Below are 13,068 nucleotides of genomic sequence, written 5' to 3' on the forward strand. Positions count from 1 at the left end.
CTGACGAACGCGCATCGCGCACGGAAGCCGGCATTGTCGTGCCGTCTCGCCGGATGCGTGACGCGGCAGTTCGCGCGCACGACGCTTCCCACTCAGTCAACCGCAGGAGACGCACGATGAGCAAAACGAACCGGTTTGCGGTCATGGCGGCCTTCGTGCTGCTGGCGGGTTGCCACCACGCGGCGAAAACGCCCGAGCCTGCCGGGATGGCGCCGGCGCCGTCGAGCGAGGCGGTCGCCACGGTGGCGGCCGACGATCTCGACAATCCGAACAGCCCGCTCGCGAAGCGCAGCGTCTACTTCGATTTCGACCAGTACTCCGTGAAGCCGGAATACCAGACGCTGCTGCAGGCGCACGCCGACTACCTGCGCAGCCATCCGTCGCGCCGCGTGCTGATCCAGGGCAACACCGACGAACGCGGAACGTCCGAATACAACCTCGCGCTCGGTCAACGGCGGTCGCAAGCCGTGATGAGCGCGCTTGAAACGCTGGGTGTGCAGGCCGCGCAACTCGAAGCGGTCAGTCTCGGCAAGGAAAAGCCGGTCGCGCTCGGCCACGACGAGGATTCATGGGCGCAGAACCGCCGCGCCGATCTCGTCTATCGTTGATCGAACGCCGCCGCGACGGCGGGTCGGGCACCCCGCTTCGCGCTCAACGCAAGCGCTCGAGCCGCCGATGCAGCCAGCGCGACATCATCGCCGAGGTCAGGAACGAATCGAGTATCGCGATCACGTTGATGCCGCCGATTTCATCGGTGTTCATCAGATGCGTCAGCAACAGGACATAAGCGACCATCAGACCGGTGCCGACGATGATGCCCAGCAACACGAACCAGCGCCGCCGGATGCGCGTGCCGATCGCGGCCATGATCCCTCCCGCGATCGTCGCGGGCAGGAAATAGCCGAACACGAACGACGCGAAAAAGATCAGCGGCACCATGCCTGCGCAGAGTTTCAGTGTGGCCCACTCGGGGCCGTCCATCAGGGTCCACACGATCAGCATCACGCCCGGCCACACGAGCGCCGCGACCAGCGGCGCGCCGAGGGTAAACGACACGCAGCCGAGCACGACGTGACTGGACAGACGCGACGATTTGCGCGGCGGGCGCTCGAGGGCGGTGCTCATGGTTCTTGTAGTCGGAATCGGAATGGCGGCGAGCGGGAGTGTACCAAGCCGCCGCGCTTCGCCGCCGATCCGGCCCCTTCGCATGCGACGCGCGCCGACATGCAGAAACCATGGAATAAACCGGCGCGCCGAAACGTTTCGTCATCGCGTGGTCGCCCGGTTCGCGCGAACCGGCTTGTCCCGCGGCCTGCGCACCGAAAGGGGAATGAAATGAAATCGGCAAGATTGGCCGCGGCGCTGGTCGCGGCGCTGATGCTGGTGCTGTCGACGGGATGTATGTCGTCGGGCGGCGGTGGGTCGCAAGGGGCCGGCATGAGCCGCTATGGTGGCGCGGGCGGCAGCGGAGGGGGTAGTGGTGGCGGCGGAGGTGGTGGAGGCGGCGGCTACTGAAGCGCCGCCTCGCGGGATCGGACGAGGTGTCGGACGAGGTGTCGCGCGCGAACGCAGCCGGAAACCGGCTGCGCTGCGCGCGACGCCCCGCCCTGCCGCACGACCGCTTAACGCACGGCCTTCACGTCGGCCGGCGTGACGCTCGCGGGCTGGCCGCCCCACGTCGCGCGCAGGTAGTTCGCGAGCTGCGCGAGTTCGTCGTCGCTCAGCGTGTGCGCGAAACCCGGCATCGGCTGCAGGTTTTCGTAGCCGGCAAACTTCTGCTCGTCGATGCCGTCGAGCATCGCGACCAGCAGGTTGCGCGCGTCGCCCTGGCGCAGCGTCGAATTGCCGTTCATCGGCACCGCCACGTGCGGCTTGCCTTCGCCGTTGAAGCCGTGACAGCCCGCGCACACCGCGAGATACACCGAGCGGCCGGCCGCGAGCTGCGCCGCGTCGGCCGACACCGGCTTCACCGGCTGCGGCGCCGGCGGCGTATCGCCGAGCAGATACACGGACAGCCCGCGCAGGTCGTCCTGCGTCATGTATTGCGTGCTCAGGTGCACGACCGGATACATTTCGCCGAACGCCGAGCCCTGCGGCGCGATGCCGACGGCGAAGAACGTCTGCAGGTCGGTGCCCGTCCAGCCGCGCGCGGCGAGGCCGGCCGGCGTGATGTCCGGTGCGGCCACGCGGCCGAGCGCGGCGCCCGCGAACGGCTTCGCGTCGTCGAGCTGGCCGGTGAACGCGCGCGGCGTGTGGCATTCCGCGCAGTGGCCGAGCGCGCCCGCCAGATAGCGGCCGCGCCGCCAGTCGGCGGACTGGCCGCTCGACGCGTCGGGCAGGCTGTCCTTCAGGAACACCATGTCCCAGAACACCATGCCGAAGCGCAGGTTGTACGGGAACTTGAGTGCGTGCGCGCGGTTTTCCTGCGCGACCGGCTTCACGGTCTTCAGGTACGCGTACATCGCGTCGGTATCGGCGCGCGTAAGCTGCCGGTACGACGTGTACGGCATCGACGGATACAGGCGCTTGCCCGGCGCCTTGCCGTCGTGCAGCGCGGCGTAGAAGTCGTCCGCGCTCCAGTTGCCGATCCCGTGATCCTTGTCGGGCGTGATGTTCGAGCCGTAGAACGTGCCGAACGGCGATTCGAGCGGCGCACCGCCGGCGAACGGCGCGCCGTCCTTCGCGGTGTGGCACGCCGCGCAGTCCGCGGCCTTGACGAGATAGCGGCCGCGCGCAACTGCGTCGGCACCAGGCGCGCCGGAAGCGGCGCTCGAGGCCGGCGCGTCGTGGCCGCCGCAGGCGGCGAGCAGCAGCGCGCAGGCGGCCGCGAGTGCGGGCAGGCATGCGGCCCGCGCGGCACGATGGGCGAATGTGCGTGTCATGCGGCGTCCTTCACGAGTCCCGGCGTCGTCAGAATCACGTCCTTCACGGCTTCGTAGTAGCGGACGTAACCCGTGCAGCGGCAAATGTGCGCGTTCAGCGCCTCGGTGATCGTGCGCTCGACGTCGGCCTTCGCGACCGGCTCGCGCTTCAGGCGCTCGATCAGCACCGTCGCCGCGTTGACGAAGCCCGGCGTGCAGTAGCCGCACTGGAAGCTGAAGTGCTCGAGGAACTTCTGCTGGATCGGCGACAGCTCGACCACCTCGCCGGCTTCGTTGCGCTTCGCGTGGCCTTCGATCGTGCGAATCGAACGGCCATGGAAGAAATGCGCGCCGGTGATGCAGGTGCGCATTTCCTCGCTCGTGCCATCCGGCTTGTCGACGATCACGACGCACGCGTGGCAGACGCCCTGCCCGCAGCCGAGCCGCGAGCCGGTGAGGCCCGCGTACTCGTGCAGGAACTCGATCATCATCAGCCCCTCGGGCACCGGCATCGGTCCGACGGACTTGCCGTTGATGTTCACCGACAGCGGTTTCTGCTGGAACCGGACGAGCGGACGCTCGACGGCGGCCGACGCTGCAGCGGGTGCAGCAGACGCCGCGGGCGCGGATGCCGGGGCGGCCGAAGCCGCGTTCGGCGCGGACGCGCCGGTCGCAGCCGCGCTGGCGCTCGCGGCCGACGCGGCGGTTTGGGCGGTCGTCATGCGAGCACCTCCTGAATCTTTTGCGGGGTCACCGGCAAGTCGGTGAAACGATGGCCGATCGCGTGCGCGATGCCGTTCACGATCGCGCCGACGACGGGGATCATCACCACTTCGGCGACGCCCTTCGGCGGGTCGGTCTCGGACAGCGGCGGCAGGATGTCGCCCGTCTGCGACCATACGGCGACGTCGGTCGCGCGCGGCAACGGGTAGCGGTTGAAGTTCCACGTGCCGTTGCCGGGGCCGTCTTCGTAGAGCGGCAGGTACTCGTGCAGCGCATGGCCAATGCCCATCGCGAGGCCGCCCTGCAACTGGCCCGACACGAGCTGCGGCGAGATCTGGTTGCCGCACTCCATGATCGAGTGATGCGTGAGCAGCTCGACCTTGCCGGTCGCTTCGTGCACGGCCAGCTCGACGAGCGTGCCGACCGCCGTGTAGTACGTGACGGCCGCGTTGTTGCGGCTCGTCGGCGGGATGAACACGCGCTTGCGGTCCAGCACGCGATAGCCGTTCGCGGTCGGCGCCAGCGTGCCGCGCATCGCGGTCGCGCCGGCCGGCGCGGCGGTGCCGGGAATCGGGCCGTCGTCGCCGGTCTTCGGCGCGCCGACGCGCAGCGACAGCCCGTCGATCGGCAAACGCTCGAGCGCGCCGCCCACGTCGAACTCGGCGTCGGTCCATTGCCAGCGGTTGAACACGTGCACGACGGCGCCGGTCGGCAGGCCGAGCGCATGCGCCTGCTTCGCGAGCTGCTCGAACGTCAGCGGCTCGAGGCCGTCGGCGGTCAGCTTGCCGTCGACCCAGCGCGCGTCCTCGAAGCGGATCGTGTACGGCGCGGCCTGGCCGCCGCCGAGGCCACGCGTCCAGATCGACATCGCGGCCGGCCACAGCCCGTAGCGGAACACCGCGCGCGCCGCTTCGCGCGTGCTGTGCGTGAAGTAGTACGCGGAGTTGGTCGCGCTCGACGGCGACGCATAGCCCGGCGACCAGCGCGGATTCGCGCTCAGCCGGTCCTGGTCGGCCTGCGACATCAGGTACGGATCGCCGCTCGTCTCGACCGGCAGGTCGGGCCATTCGGTCACCGCCACGCGCACCTCGGTCGCCGGGCGGCCGAGCCACTTCGCGACCGCGACGGCCTGCGACGTCGACATCCCGGTGCCGATCTCGGCGGCCGTGTGTTGCAGCGACACCTTGCCGTTCTCGTCGAATTCGACCTTCGCGAACGATGCCTCGGCACCCGTGCCGAAATCCTTCTGCACGCACGCGAAGCCGACACCGTAGCGCTTGCCCGGGTTCGCTGCCTCGAATTCGGCCTTGCGCGCCGCACGACGCGTCCACAGCGGATGCTGCTTCGCGCGTTCCAGCACTTCGTCGACGCGCAGCGCGCCGGCGGGAATCGCGCCCTGGGTGTTCTTCATCCCCGAACGCAGCGCGTTGCGCAGGCGGAAATCGATCGGGTCGAGGTTCAGTTGCGCGGCGATCTCGTCGACCGCCATCTCGGTCGCGGCCATGCTCTGCAGCGTGCCGTAGCCGCGTGCCGAACCGGCATCGATCGCGCGCGACGCGATCGCCACCGCCGCGAGGTCGCTCTTCGGGAAGTAGTAGATCGATTGCGCGGCCGTCGCGCCGACCATCGCCACCGACGGCGAGAAGTTCGAGCGCCCGCCGCCGTTCGCCTCGAAGTCGCCCTTGAACGACTGCAGGAGGCCCGTGTTGCGGTCGACCGCGATCCGGTAATGCATCTTGAACGCGTGACGCTTCAGCGACGTCTGGAACTGCTCGTAGCGGTCGTTCGCGAACCGCACCGGACGGCCGTCCGCGTACAGCGCGCAGACGAGCCCGTAGAACGGCACGTTGCAGTGATCCTTCGAGCCGTAGCCGACCGTGTAGCACGGATGCACGAACAGCTTCTTCACCGGGAAGCGGCATTTCGCGACCATCGCGGCCGCGTTCTCCGCCACTTCGAGCGGCGACTGGGTCGGCACGACGAGGTGCAGCGACTGCGTCGCGGCGTCGTACCAGCAGTTCGCGTTGTCGGGTTCGAGCGCGGCGGTATCGACCGACTGCGTGCGGTACTCGCGGTCGAACACGAGCCAGTCGGCCGACGGACGATCGAGTTCGGCGGCGATCTGGCCGGCCAGGAACATCCCCTGCTCGTCGAGCCTGCCGTGCTCCTTGCCGTCCGGCCAGACCGGCAGGTGCTTGCGCATCATGCTCGGGAAGATCGGCGCGTCCTTCAGGCTCGAATAGACATCGTCGTCGTAGGCCGTCCCGCCGCCCACCCGCACGTAGCGGAACGTACCCCACGGATCGCGCTCGAGCGGGCCCGTGACCGCGCCGTAGCGGATCACGTCGTCGCGGAACTTGAGCGCGTTCTTCGCGAAGCGGAAGCGCGCGAAGTCGTGGTAGATGAGGATCGCGACCGCATGGCCGAGATACGCGGGCGTCTTGCCCGCCGGCAACAGCATGTCGTCGCCGTAGAACGTCGGGAACGCGACGCCGTCGCGCGCGAGATCGTCGGCGGTGACCACGCGGTCCGGCTTCAGTTCGTCGCCGAGCAGCGACAGGTCGAAGCCTTCGTAGGTGCGGTCGGCCTGCGTGATGCGCAGGATCAGCGCGTGCGACTGCTGCTGCGGCCAGTGCGGCATGTCTGCTGCGCGCACGTCACGGGCGAACACTTTCGAGCCCGTGACCTTCGCGATGCCGTCGATGCGGAATTGGGGGATGCCGGTGACGCTATCCCATTTGACGGGGGTGAGGAGTTTTTCTTCGAAGAGCGCCGCGAACGCGCGGCTGCCGATGGGCGCGACGTAGACTGCGACGCCCGCCAGCACGCTGGCTTTCAGAAAACCCCGCCGTGACAGGCCGTGGTTTTTCATTGGGGGGAACCTCCTGATGCGGCTCGGACGGCGATCGGGTGTCGCGGCGTTCGGAGCGGCGCGCATTCTGGCATTGTTTTGGATATATCGCCTATAGTATTTCCCGCATGAATTACTTATTGAATTTCTTATAACGGGATTCGGACGGGCTGCGGCGCCCGGTCGCGGGCGGCACACGTGCGCGACCCGGCGGTGTCGCGGCGGCAGCATCGATCGCCGCCGGCCGATCTCGCTCCGCCGGCGAGCCACCTGCGGCGCGCGCCGAAACCGGTCCGCGGGCGGCTGCCCGGCATCGTCCCGTCGGCAACGATCCTGCCCCCGCGTCGGCGAATCCGCAAGATGCGCGCGGGCGCGATGTACGACTACGCGCCGACGCCCCGCACGGCACGCGCGGCCGATGTTTCATGGTAATGTCGTGCGCATCCGGCTTGCCGGTCATCCCGCCCCGTGCCGTGCGGGGCTGCCGGCGATGCGCCGCATCGTGTCGAGGTCAAAATAGCCATGGCAGTCAAGGCAAGCCTCCTGAACGCCGTTCTCGCCACCCCTCCCTGCGGCAATCACCGCGTGACGGCCGCGCTGCGCCCGTCGATGCTCGTCACGCTGTTCGAGGACGTGCGCCCGATGGCGCTGTCCGGTCTCGCCAGCGCGTTCGTCGCGGCGATCGCGCTGATCCGGCTGCAACAACTCTGGTGTTTCGTGTGGCTCGTCGTCGACGTCGGCCTGCTCGCCGCGCGGCTCGCGATCGCACGCGCCTATACGGTACGTCGTGCCGCCGGCGACGATCGTGCCGAATACTGGGCGCTGCGCTATGCGCCCGTGTCGCTCGCCGCGTGCTTCGTGCTCGGCCTCGGCGTGATGGGCTGCGTGGATGCGCCCGACGTCGAGCTCGGCACGCTGTCGGTGATGGTCGCGGGCGGCGTGTTCGGCGGGATCGCGTCGCGCAATTCGGCGCTGCCGCGGCTCGCGATGACGCAGGTCACGCTCGGTGTCGTGCCGATCGGCATCGGCGCGCTGCTGGTCACCCGGCCCGGCGCATGGCTGCTGCTGCCGCCGCTCGTGATCTATCTCGCGGCCATGCGCACGGTCGTCGAGCGCCATTACCGCGTGCTGGTCGCGCTGATCGCCGCACGCCAGCGCAATGCCGAGCTCGTCGCGCGCTTCGACGCCGCCCTCACCTACATGCCGCACGGCCTGTGCATGATCGACGGCGAGAGCCGCGTGATCGTCGCGAACCGGCGCACCGCGCAACTGTTCGGCTCGCCGCGCGAGATCATGCTGGACACGCCGCTGCCCGACGTCGTCGCGGCGCTCGGCGCGAACGCGGTCACCGACCCCGACGGCGCCGGTCTCGCCGTGCAATGCGACGTCTGGCTGAACCATGACGAACCGGTGCCGCTCGACATCGCGCTCGACGACGGCCGCCAGCTCGAACTCACGCGCCACCGCGTGCCGGACGGCAACGCGGTGATCATCGTCGAGGACGTCACCGCGCGCCGCCGCACCGAGCAGCACATCCGGCACCTCGCGCGGCACGACGCGCTGACGGGACTGCCGAACCGCCACGAGTTGCATGCGCAACTCAAACGGATGCTCGCGCACCGGTCGCACCTGCCGAGCCCCACGCTCGCCGTCATGTATCTCGACCTCGACGGCTTCAAGGCGATCAACGACCGCTTCGGCCACCAGGCCGGCGACGAAGTGCTCATGCAGGTCGCCGAGCGGCTCGGCAAGACGCTGCCGCCCGGCGAACTGGCGGCACGGGTCGGCGGCGACGAGTTCATCGTCGCGCTCGACGCCACCACGATGCAGGCCTGCTCGGTCCTCGCCGCGCGGATCATCCGGCAGATCTCGACGCCGTACACGCTGTCGATCGGCGAGACCGTCGTGTTCGGGATCAGCATCGGCATCGCGCTCGACGACGGACACGGCTCCCCCGACGAACTGATCCGGCAGGCCGACAGCGCGCTCTACGACGCGAAGTCGGCCGGCAAGGGGATGTACCGCTTCTATTCGGCCGGCAGCCGCCGCGTGGCGCCCGCCACCGCGACCTGAGCGCACGCGCGGCGCGTGTCTCCGCCGCCGGCCGCCGCGCTTCCCTGCAGGTCCCTTCGCTTCCCGCGATTCATGTCGGAAACGCTTTGCGTGGTTCGACGCGTGCGTGCATGTGTTTCGCCGTGCCCGGCGATGTCACGTGACGTGTTCCGTAACATCGGCCCGTTCCATGCGTCGCGTTCGCAGCAGAAGCCCGCACGATCGCGGCGGCGCGCGGTATTTCATGGCTGGCACTCTTATTGCTCCTTGAGTGGGAAACAGGATGTCCGGGAGCCCACACATGAATACCGTCGAAGTTCTCAGCCGCGCGGAAACGATCGATCAACTGGACGTGATCGACGGTGCCTCGCTGATCCGGCGGCTCGTCTCCGAGCGCCGCATGCCCGCCGCCCGTGAAGCCGCGTGCGTCGACAATCCGCCGCTGACGCTGTACGGCGCGTTTCGCCAGGGCGTCGCCGATCACGCCGCGCGACGCGCGAATCCGTATCGCGCCGGCAGCCGTTTCTGGGCGCTGTGGGAAGAAGGCCGTATCGAAGCTGAAACATCGGGCCGCTGACGCGATCACGCGCGCCGGCCCCGTCGCGGCAAGGGGCTGACGCGCGACACGGCGTATGCAGGCTGCCGGCCGCACGCCGGCATGCGTTTCAGCGCTGCAACGTCGCACGCGGCTGCTCCGGTTGCGCCTGTCGCGCGTTCGCGCGCGGGCCGGTTGACGGCGTTCGACATCGCCCGCACCGCGCACGCCGCGCGGCGGTCGTTTCCCGATAAGATGGCAGATTCACGTTCTTCGAACGATGCCGCCATGACCGCCTCCTCCTCACACCGAAATCCCATCCACTGCGAAATCGATCTCGATGCGCAAGGCAAGCATGCGGGCTACCTGCGCCTGCCGCATTCCGTGCATCGCTCCGCGTACGGCTGGCTGCCGATCCCGATCGTGTCGATCCGCAACGGCGACGGCCCGGTCGCGCTCGTGATGGCCGGCAACCACGGCGACGAATACGAAGGCCAGATCATCGTGTCGCAGCTGATGCGCGAGATCGACCCGGAGTCGGTCACCGGGCAGCTGATCCTGCTGCCGATGGCGAATTTCCCCGCGGCCGACGCGGGCCTGCGCGTGTCGCCGCTCGACGAAGGCAACCTGAACCGCAGCTTCCCCGGCGACCCGACCGGCACGCCGACGCAGATGATCGCCCACTACATCGAGCACGCGCTGCTGTCGCGCGCGCAGTATCTGGTCGACCTGCATTCGGGCGGCAGCTCGCTGCTGTACCAGGGCGGCAACATGCTCGCGATCGACCCGCTCGACGACGACGAAGCGGCGACGCTCAACGGGCTGCTCGTCGCGTTCGGATTGCCGAACGCACTGCTGCACGCGCCGAACCCGGTGCATTCCGCATCGGCCGCGCGCCGGCAAGGCGCGATCTCGATCGTGACCGAACTCGGCGGTGCGGGGATGGCCGATCCGTCGCTGATCCGGCTCGGCCGCCACGGGCTGCTGCACTACCTCGGCCATATCGGCCTGCTGCACGGCGCGCTCGTGCCCGACGCGCCGCCGACCGTCACGCGCTTCCTGCGCGTCGACGGCGATCGCCACTTCGTCTATGCGTACGAACGCGGGCTGTACGAACCGCTCGTCGAACTCGGCGACCAGGTGAAGGCCGGCCAGCCGGCCGCGTGGGTGCACTTCCCCGATACGCCGCTGCGCGAACCGGTGCTGCATCGGTTCAAGGGCGACGGCGAGGTGGTGTGCAAGCGCGTGCCCGCGCAGGTGCGGCGTGGGGATTGCCTGTTTCAGCTGGCGGAGGCGTCGACGCCGCCGCGCGTTGCCCGTTAGGCCCGTTACCGATTCGTGTCTTTTCCGGGCAGTCTGCCAAGGGTGGCGGACCGCACGTGCGCCATTAACCAACTTGACAAATTAACTTTTTTGGTTACGATCGCGGCCGGAAAAGAACACGCCTCATTGCAAGCTGTCGCGGGTCAAGGCACTCATCGAAACCGGCAACGTCCGGTTGACGACGAGTGCGGTGTTCGGGGCCCGCCAACCGGGTTTCACGGAAACGGAGGCGCTCGGTGTCGTCATGTCGCTGGATACCGCCGATTTCTACAAGAGCATGACGACCTACGCCGACCATACGATCTGGCAGGACGGCTATCGGCGTCGCACCGTGAATGGCGACGTGTATCTGAAACTGACCGTGATCGACGATGTGCTGATCGTGTCGTTCAAGGAGCGATGAAAATGAAGTGCCCTGCGTGCGGTGCCGCAAAACTGGTCCGTGATACACGAGACGTTCCTTACACGTACAAGGGCCGCTCGACCGTCGTTCGCGCTATAACCGGCGACTTCTGTCCGGCCTGCGGCGAGTCGGTGCTTGATATCGACGAGGCCACCCGGCTCGGGGAAGCGATCAGCGAGTTCAACAAGCAAGTGAACGCGACCATCGTCGACCCGAGGTTCATTGCGAAGGTGCGCAAGAAGTTGATGCTGGATCAACGCGAGGCAGCCGAGCTATTCGGTGGCGGCGTCAATGCGTTCTCGCGCTATGAAACCGGCAAGACGAACCCTCCGCTTGCCCTTGTGAAGCTGCTCAAGATCCTGGATCGCCATCCGGATCTGCTCGCCGAGGTACGCGCGGCCTAGACACACGCCGTTCGGCATCCGCATGCGTTGAACAGGACATTCGACGCATGCGCACCTTCGTCACCCCCACCCCACTCCCCCTGCAAGCCTTCTGACGCCCCCCGCGAAATCCTTATCGAAATTGCTTCGTTCGTCTTTGCCGGCCGCGCCGCTAACGTATTCAAAACGGCGGCGGCACGCCGGATGCAGCGCAGCAAGCACGGCGGCCGCCGCCATCACGACAACCGCGTCGCGATAACGGAACAGACCGGACGGGCCGTGTGCCCCGCCCCCGCCAGGAACGTCCGCATCGCGCGCCCTTCGCGATGCCCATGGCCACGAACGACCGCATCATCGACACGACGCCGCTCGACGTCCGCGCCCAGCCGCTGATCGACGCACTGATCGACGAATACGCGACGCGCTACGACGCGTATCGCCCCGACAGCCGCGCGTCCGCCCGCGACGAACTCGCGCGCTACCCGGCCGACCTGTTCGCACCGCCCGAAGGCGCGTTCGTGCTGCTGCTGCGCGATGGTGAAACGATCGGCGGCGGCGCATTCAAGCGCTACGACGCGCAGACCGCCGAACTCAAACGCATCTGGACCCGCACGGACCTGCGCCGCCAGGGGCTCGCGCGCCTGATCGTCGACGCGCTCGAACTGCGTGCCGCGCAGCAGGGCTATCGACGCGTGTACCTGACCACCGGCTTTCGCCAGCCCGAGGCGTGGGCGCTGTACGACCGCACCGGCTATACGCGGCTGTTCGATTCGTCGATCGACCCCGAAGCGTATTTCCACCTGCGCTTCGGCAAGGATCTCGCCGATCCGTCGCGCACGTCGACGCTCGCCGACCTGTGGGCGCCGCTGCCGGAAGCGGCGCTGCCGCGCTGAACGCCTCGCGCCATCCGATTCCGCTCCCTCGCTTCCGACGACAACACAACAACAGGACACATCCATGCAACGAGCCGTACCCTTCACGCCGCGTGCGATCCGCACGCTGGCCGCCGCGCTGATCGGCGCGACCGCTTTCGCCGCGGCCGCCGCGACCTTCGACCTGAGCCCCGAGCAGCGCACCCGTCCGCGCGGCACGGCCGATGCGGCCGTCGAGCGTGCGGTGCCGGCGTCGTTCAAGTTCGCCGAAGCCGGCACGCTGACGATCGGCGTCGCGCCGAGCCTGCCGCCCATCAGCTCGTATGCAACCGACGCACGCACGGTGATCGGCTTCGACGCGGACGTCGGCCAGCTCGTGTCCGACAGTCTCGGCCGCAAGCTGAAGATCGTCCCGCTCACGTGGGCCGACTGGCCGCTCGCGCTCGAATCGGGGAAAGTCGACGCGGTGATCTCGAATGTCACCGTCACCGAGGAACGCAAGCAGAAGTTCGATTTCTCGACCTACCGCAAGGACCAGGTCGGCTTCTACGTGCGCAACGACAGCAAGATCCAGTCGATCCGCGAACCGAAGGATGTCGCGGGGCTGCGCATCGTGACCGACGCCGGCACCAACCAGGAAAAGATCCTGCTCGCGTGGGACCGCGAGAACGTCGCGCACGGCCTGAAGCCCGTGCAGGTCCAGTACTACGACGACCAGGCGATGCGGATCGTCGCGGTGCAGTCGGGCCGCGCGGATGCCGTGTTCAGCGTGAACTCGGTGCTCGCGTACCAGAGCGCGCAGCAGGGCAAGACGCGGCTCGTCGGCGCGATCAGCGGCGGCTGGCCGCGCACGGCCGACATCGCGATCGCGACGCGCCGCGGCAGCGGGCTCGCCGATCCGCTGACGGTCGCGCTGAACGGGCTGATCAAGAACGGCCGCTATCAGCAGATCCTCGGCCGCTGGAACCTCGCATCCGAAGCGATCGACCAGTCGCGCACGAATCCACCCGGTTTGCCGAAGAGCTGAGCGCCGCCCCTTCACGCCTTCGCAGGAACGCCGAACAC

At 68.3% G+C, this 13,068-nt stretch carries 13 protein-coding genes and 1 pseudogene; 9 read left to right on the plus strand and 5 right to left on the minus strand.

Annotated features, from left to right (window positions below; all coding sequences use genetic code 11):
* Positions 1-116: 116 nt before the first annotated feature.
* Entirely contained in the window at positions 117-608 is a 492-nt protein-coding gene (gene pal / locus U5771_RS10995; protein ID WP_322023982.1) for a peptidoglycan-associated lipoprotein Pal, read from the plus strand.
* Positions 609-651: 43 nt separating this feature from the next.
* Here pal and U5771_RS11000 read toward each other — a convergent pair whose 3' ends face one another.
* Positions 652-1,125 carry a hypothetical protein gene (locus tag U5771_RS11000; RefSeq protein ID WP_322023983.1) on the minus strand — a complete coding sequence of 158 codons (474 nt, stop codon included), beginning with the start codon at positions 1,123-1,125 and terminating at the stop codon, positions 652-654.
* Positions 1,126-1,335: 210 nt separating this feature from the next.
* Here U5771_RS11000 and U5771_RS11005 point away from each other — a divergent pair, with 210 nt between their 5' ends.
* A complete protein-coding gene (locus tag U5771_RS11005) occupies positions 1,336-1,515 on the plus strand; it encodes a hypothetical protein (RefSeq protein ID WP_322023984.1) in 180 nt (59 codons plus the stop codon).
* A gap of 107 nt (positions 1,516-1,622) precedes the next feature.
* Here U5771_RS11005 and U5771_RS11010 read toward each other — a convergent pair whose 3' ends face one another.
* The 3 genes from U5771_RS11010 to U5771_RS11020 are packed head-to-tail and all read right to left on the minus strand — an operon-like array spanning position 1,623 to position 6,456.
* Complete coding sequence (locus U5771_RS11010; protein WP_322023985.1) at positions 1,623-2,882, minus strand: cytochrome c; 1,260 nt, start codon at positions 2,880-2,882, stop codon at positions 1,623-1,625.
* A complete protein-coding gene (locus tag U5771_RS11015) occupies positions 2,879-3,583 on the minus strand; it encodes a (2Fe-2S)-binding protein (RefSeq protein ID WP_322023986.1) in 705 nt (234 codons plus the stop codon). Before U5771_RS11015 ends, U5771_RS11010 begins: the two co-directional genes overlap by 4 nt.
* On the minus strand, positions 3,580-6,456 hold the full coding sequence (locus U5771_RS11020; protein WP_322023987.1) for a xanthine dehydrogenase family protein molybdopterin-binding subunit: 2,877 nt from the start codon (positions 6,454-6,456) through the stop codon (positions 3,580-3,582). Before U5771_RS11020 ends, U5771_RS11015 begins: the two co-directional genes overlap by 4 nt.
* A gap of 501 nt (positions 6,457-6,957) precedes the next feature.
* Here U5771_RS11020 and U5771_RS11025 point away from each other — a divergent pair.
* Both U5771_RS11025 and U5771_RS11030 read left to right on the plus strand, forming a co-directional pair.
* The gene (locus U5771_RS11025) at positions 6,958-8,508 is read left to right on the plus strand and encodes a diguanylate cyclase domain-containing protein (protein ID WP_322023988.1); all 1,551 of its coding nucleotides are present in this window, start codon (positions 6,958-6,960) and stop codon (positions 8,506-8,508) included.
* Positions 8,509-8,788: 280 nt separating this feature from the next.
* Positions 8,789-9,064: a hypothetical protein gene (locus U5771_RS11030; protein WP_322023989.1), complete on the plus strand. Its 276-nt coding sequence runs from the start codon at positions 8,789-8,791 to the stop codon at positions 9,062-9,064.
* A gap of 5 nt (positions 9,065-9,069) precedes the next feature.
* On the opposite strand, the gene U5771_RS11035 is transcribed toward U5771_RS11030, so the two are convergent.
* On the minus strand, positions 9,070-9,312 hold the full coding sequence (locus U5771_RS11035) for a hypothetical protein (protein WP_322023990.1): 243 nt from the start codon (positions 9,310-9,312) through the stop codon (positions 9,070-9,072).
* On the opposite strand from U5771_RS11035, the gene U5771_RS11040 reads away from it, so the two are divergent.
* From U5771_RS11040 to U5771_RS11060, 5 genes and pseudogenes are all read left to right on the plus strand, one after another.
* Positions 9,311-10,345, plus strand: a complete 1,035-nt coding sequence (locus U5771_RS11040) for a succinylglutamate desuccinylase/aspartoacylase family protein (protein WP_322023991.1) — start codon at positions 9,311-9,313, stop codon at positions 10,343-10,345. The genes U5771_RS11035 and U5771_RS11040 overlap by 2 nt on opposite strands.
* A gap of 109 nt (positions 10,346-10,454) precedes the next feature.
* A pseudogene (locus U5771_RS11045) lies at positions 10,455-10,748 on the plus strand (type II toxin-antitoxin system MqsR family toxin); the annotation flags it as partial.
* Positions 10,749-10,750: 2 nt separating this feature from the next.
* Positions 10,751-11,152, plus strand: a complete 402-nt coding sequence (locus U5771_RS11050) for a type II toxin-antitoxin system MqsA family antitoxin (RefSeq protein ID WP_322023992.1) — start codon at positions 10,751-10,753, stop codon at positions 11,150-11,152.
* 311 nt (positions 11,153-11,463) lie between these two features.
* Complete coding sequence (locus U5771_RS11055; protein ID WP_322023993.1) at positions 11,464-12,024, plus strand: GNAT family N-acetyltransferase; 561 nt, start codon at positions 11,464-11,466, stop codon at positions 12,022-12,024.
* 64 nt (positions 12,025-12,088) lie between these two features.
* Positions 12,089-13,030 (plus strand): ABC transporter substrate-binding protein, encoded by a 942-nt coding sequence (locus tag U5771_RS11060; RefSeq protein ID WP_322023994.1) that lies wholly within the window; start codon positions 12,089-12,091, stop codon positions 13,028-13,030.
* Positions 13,031-13,068: the final 38 nt, after the last annotated feature.

This window comes from Burkholderia sp. BCC1977 (assembly GCF_905339595.1).
Lineage (GTDB): Bacteria > Pseudomonadota > Gammaproteobacteria > Burkholderiales > Burkholderiaceae > Burkholderia.

Excerpts from the sequence above, each read along its gene's own strand:
- pal (WP_322023982.1), top strand. The coding sequence starts at position 117 with ATGAGCAAAACGAACCGGTTTGCGGTCATGGCGGCCTTCGTGCTGCTG.
- U5771_RS11000 (WP_322023983.1), bottom strand. The coding sequence starts at position 1,125 with ATGAGCACCGCCCTCGAGCGCCCGCCGCGCAAATCGTCGCGTCTGTCC.
- U5771_RS11005 (WP_322023984.1), top strand. The coding sequence starts at position 1,336 with ATGAAATCGGCAAGATTGGCCGCGGCGCTGGTCGCGGCGCTGATGCTG.
- U5771_RS11010 (WP_322023985.1), bottom strand. The coding sequence starts at position 2,882 with ATGACACGCACATTCGCCCATCGTGCCGCGCGGGCCGCATGCCTGCCC.
- U5771_RS11015 (WP_322023986.1), bottom strand. The coding sequence starts at position 3,583 with ATGACGACCGCCCAAACCGCCGCGTCGGCCGCGAGCGCCAGCGCGGCT.
- U5771_RS11020 (WP_322023987.1), bottom strand. The coding sequence starts at position 6,456 with ATGAAAAACCACGGCCTGTCACGGCGGGGTTTTCTGAAAGCCAGCGTG.
- U5771_RS11025 (WP_322023988.1), top strand. The coding sequence starts at position 6,958 with ATGGCAGTCAAGGCAAGCCTCCTGAACGCCGTTCTCGCCACCCCTCCC.
- U5771_RS11030 (WP_322023989.1), top strand. The coding sequence starts at position 8,789 with ATGAATACCGTCGAAGTTCTCAGCCGCGCGGAAACGATCGATCAACTG.
- U5771_RS11040 (WP_322023991.1), top strand. The coding sequence starts at position 9,311 with ATGACCGCCTCCTCCTCACACCGAAATCCCATCCACTGCGAAATCGAT.
- U5771_RS11035 (WP_322023990.1), bottom strand. The coding sequence starts at position 9,312 with ATGGCGGCATCGTTCGAAGAACGTGAATCTGCCATCTTATCGGGAAAC.
- U5771_RS11050 (WP_322023992.1), top strand. The coding sequence starts at position 10,751 with ATGAAGTGCCCTGCGTGCGGTGCCGCAAAACTGGTCCGTGATACACGA.
- U5771_RS11055 (WP_322023993.1), top strand. The coding sequence starts at position 11,464 with ATGGCCACGAACGACCGCATCATCGACACGACGCCGCTCGACGTCCGC.
- U5771_RS11060 (WP_322023994.1), top strand. The coding sequence starts at position 12,089 with ATGCAACGAGCCGTACCCTTCACGCCGCGTGCGATCCGCACGCTGGCC.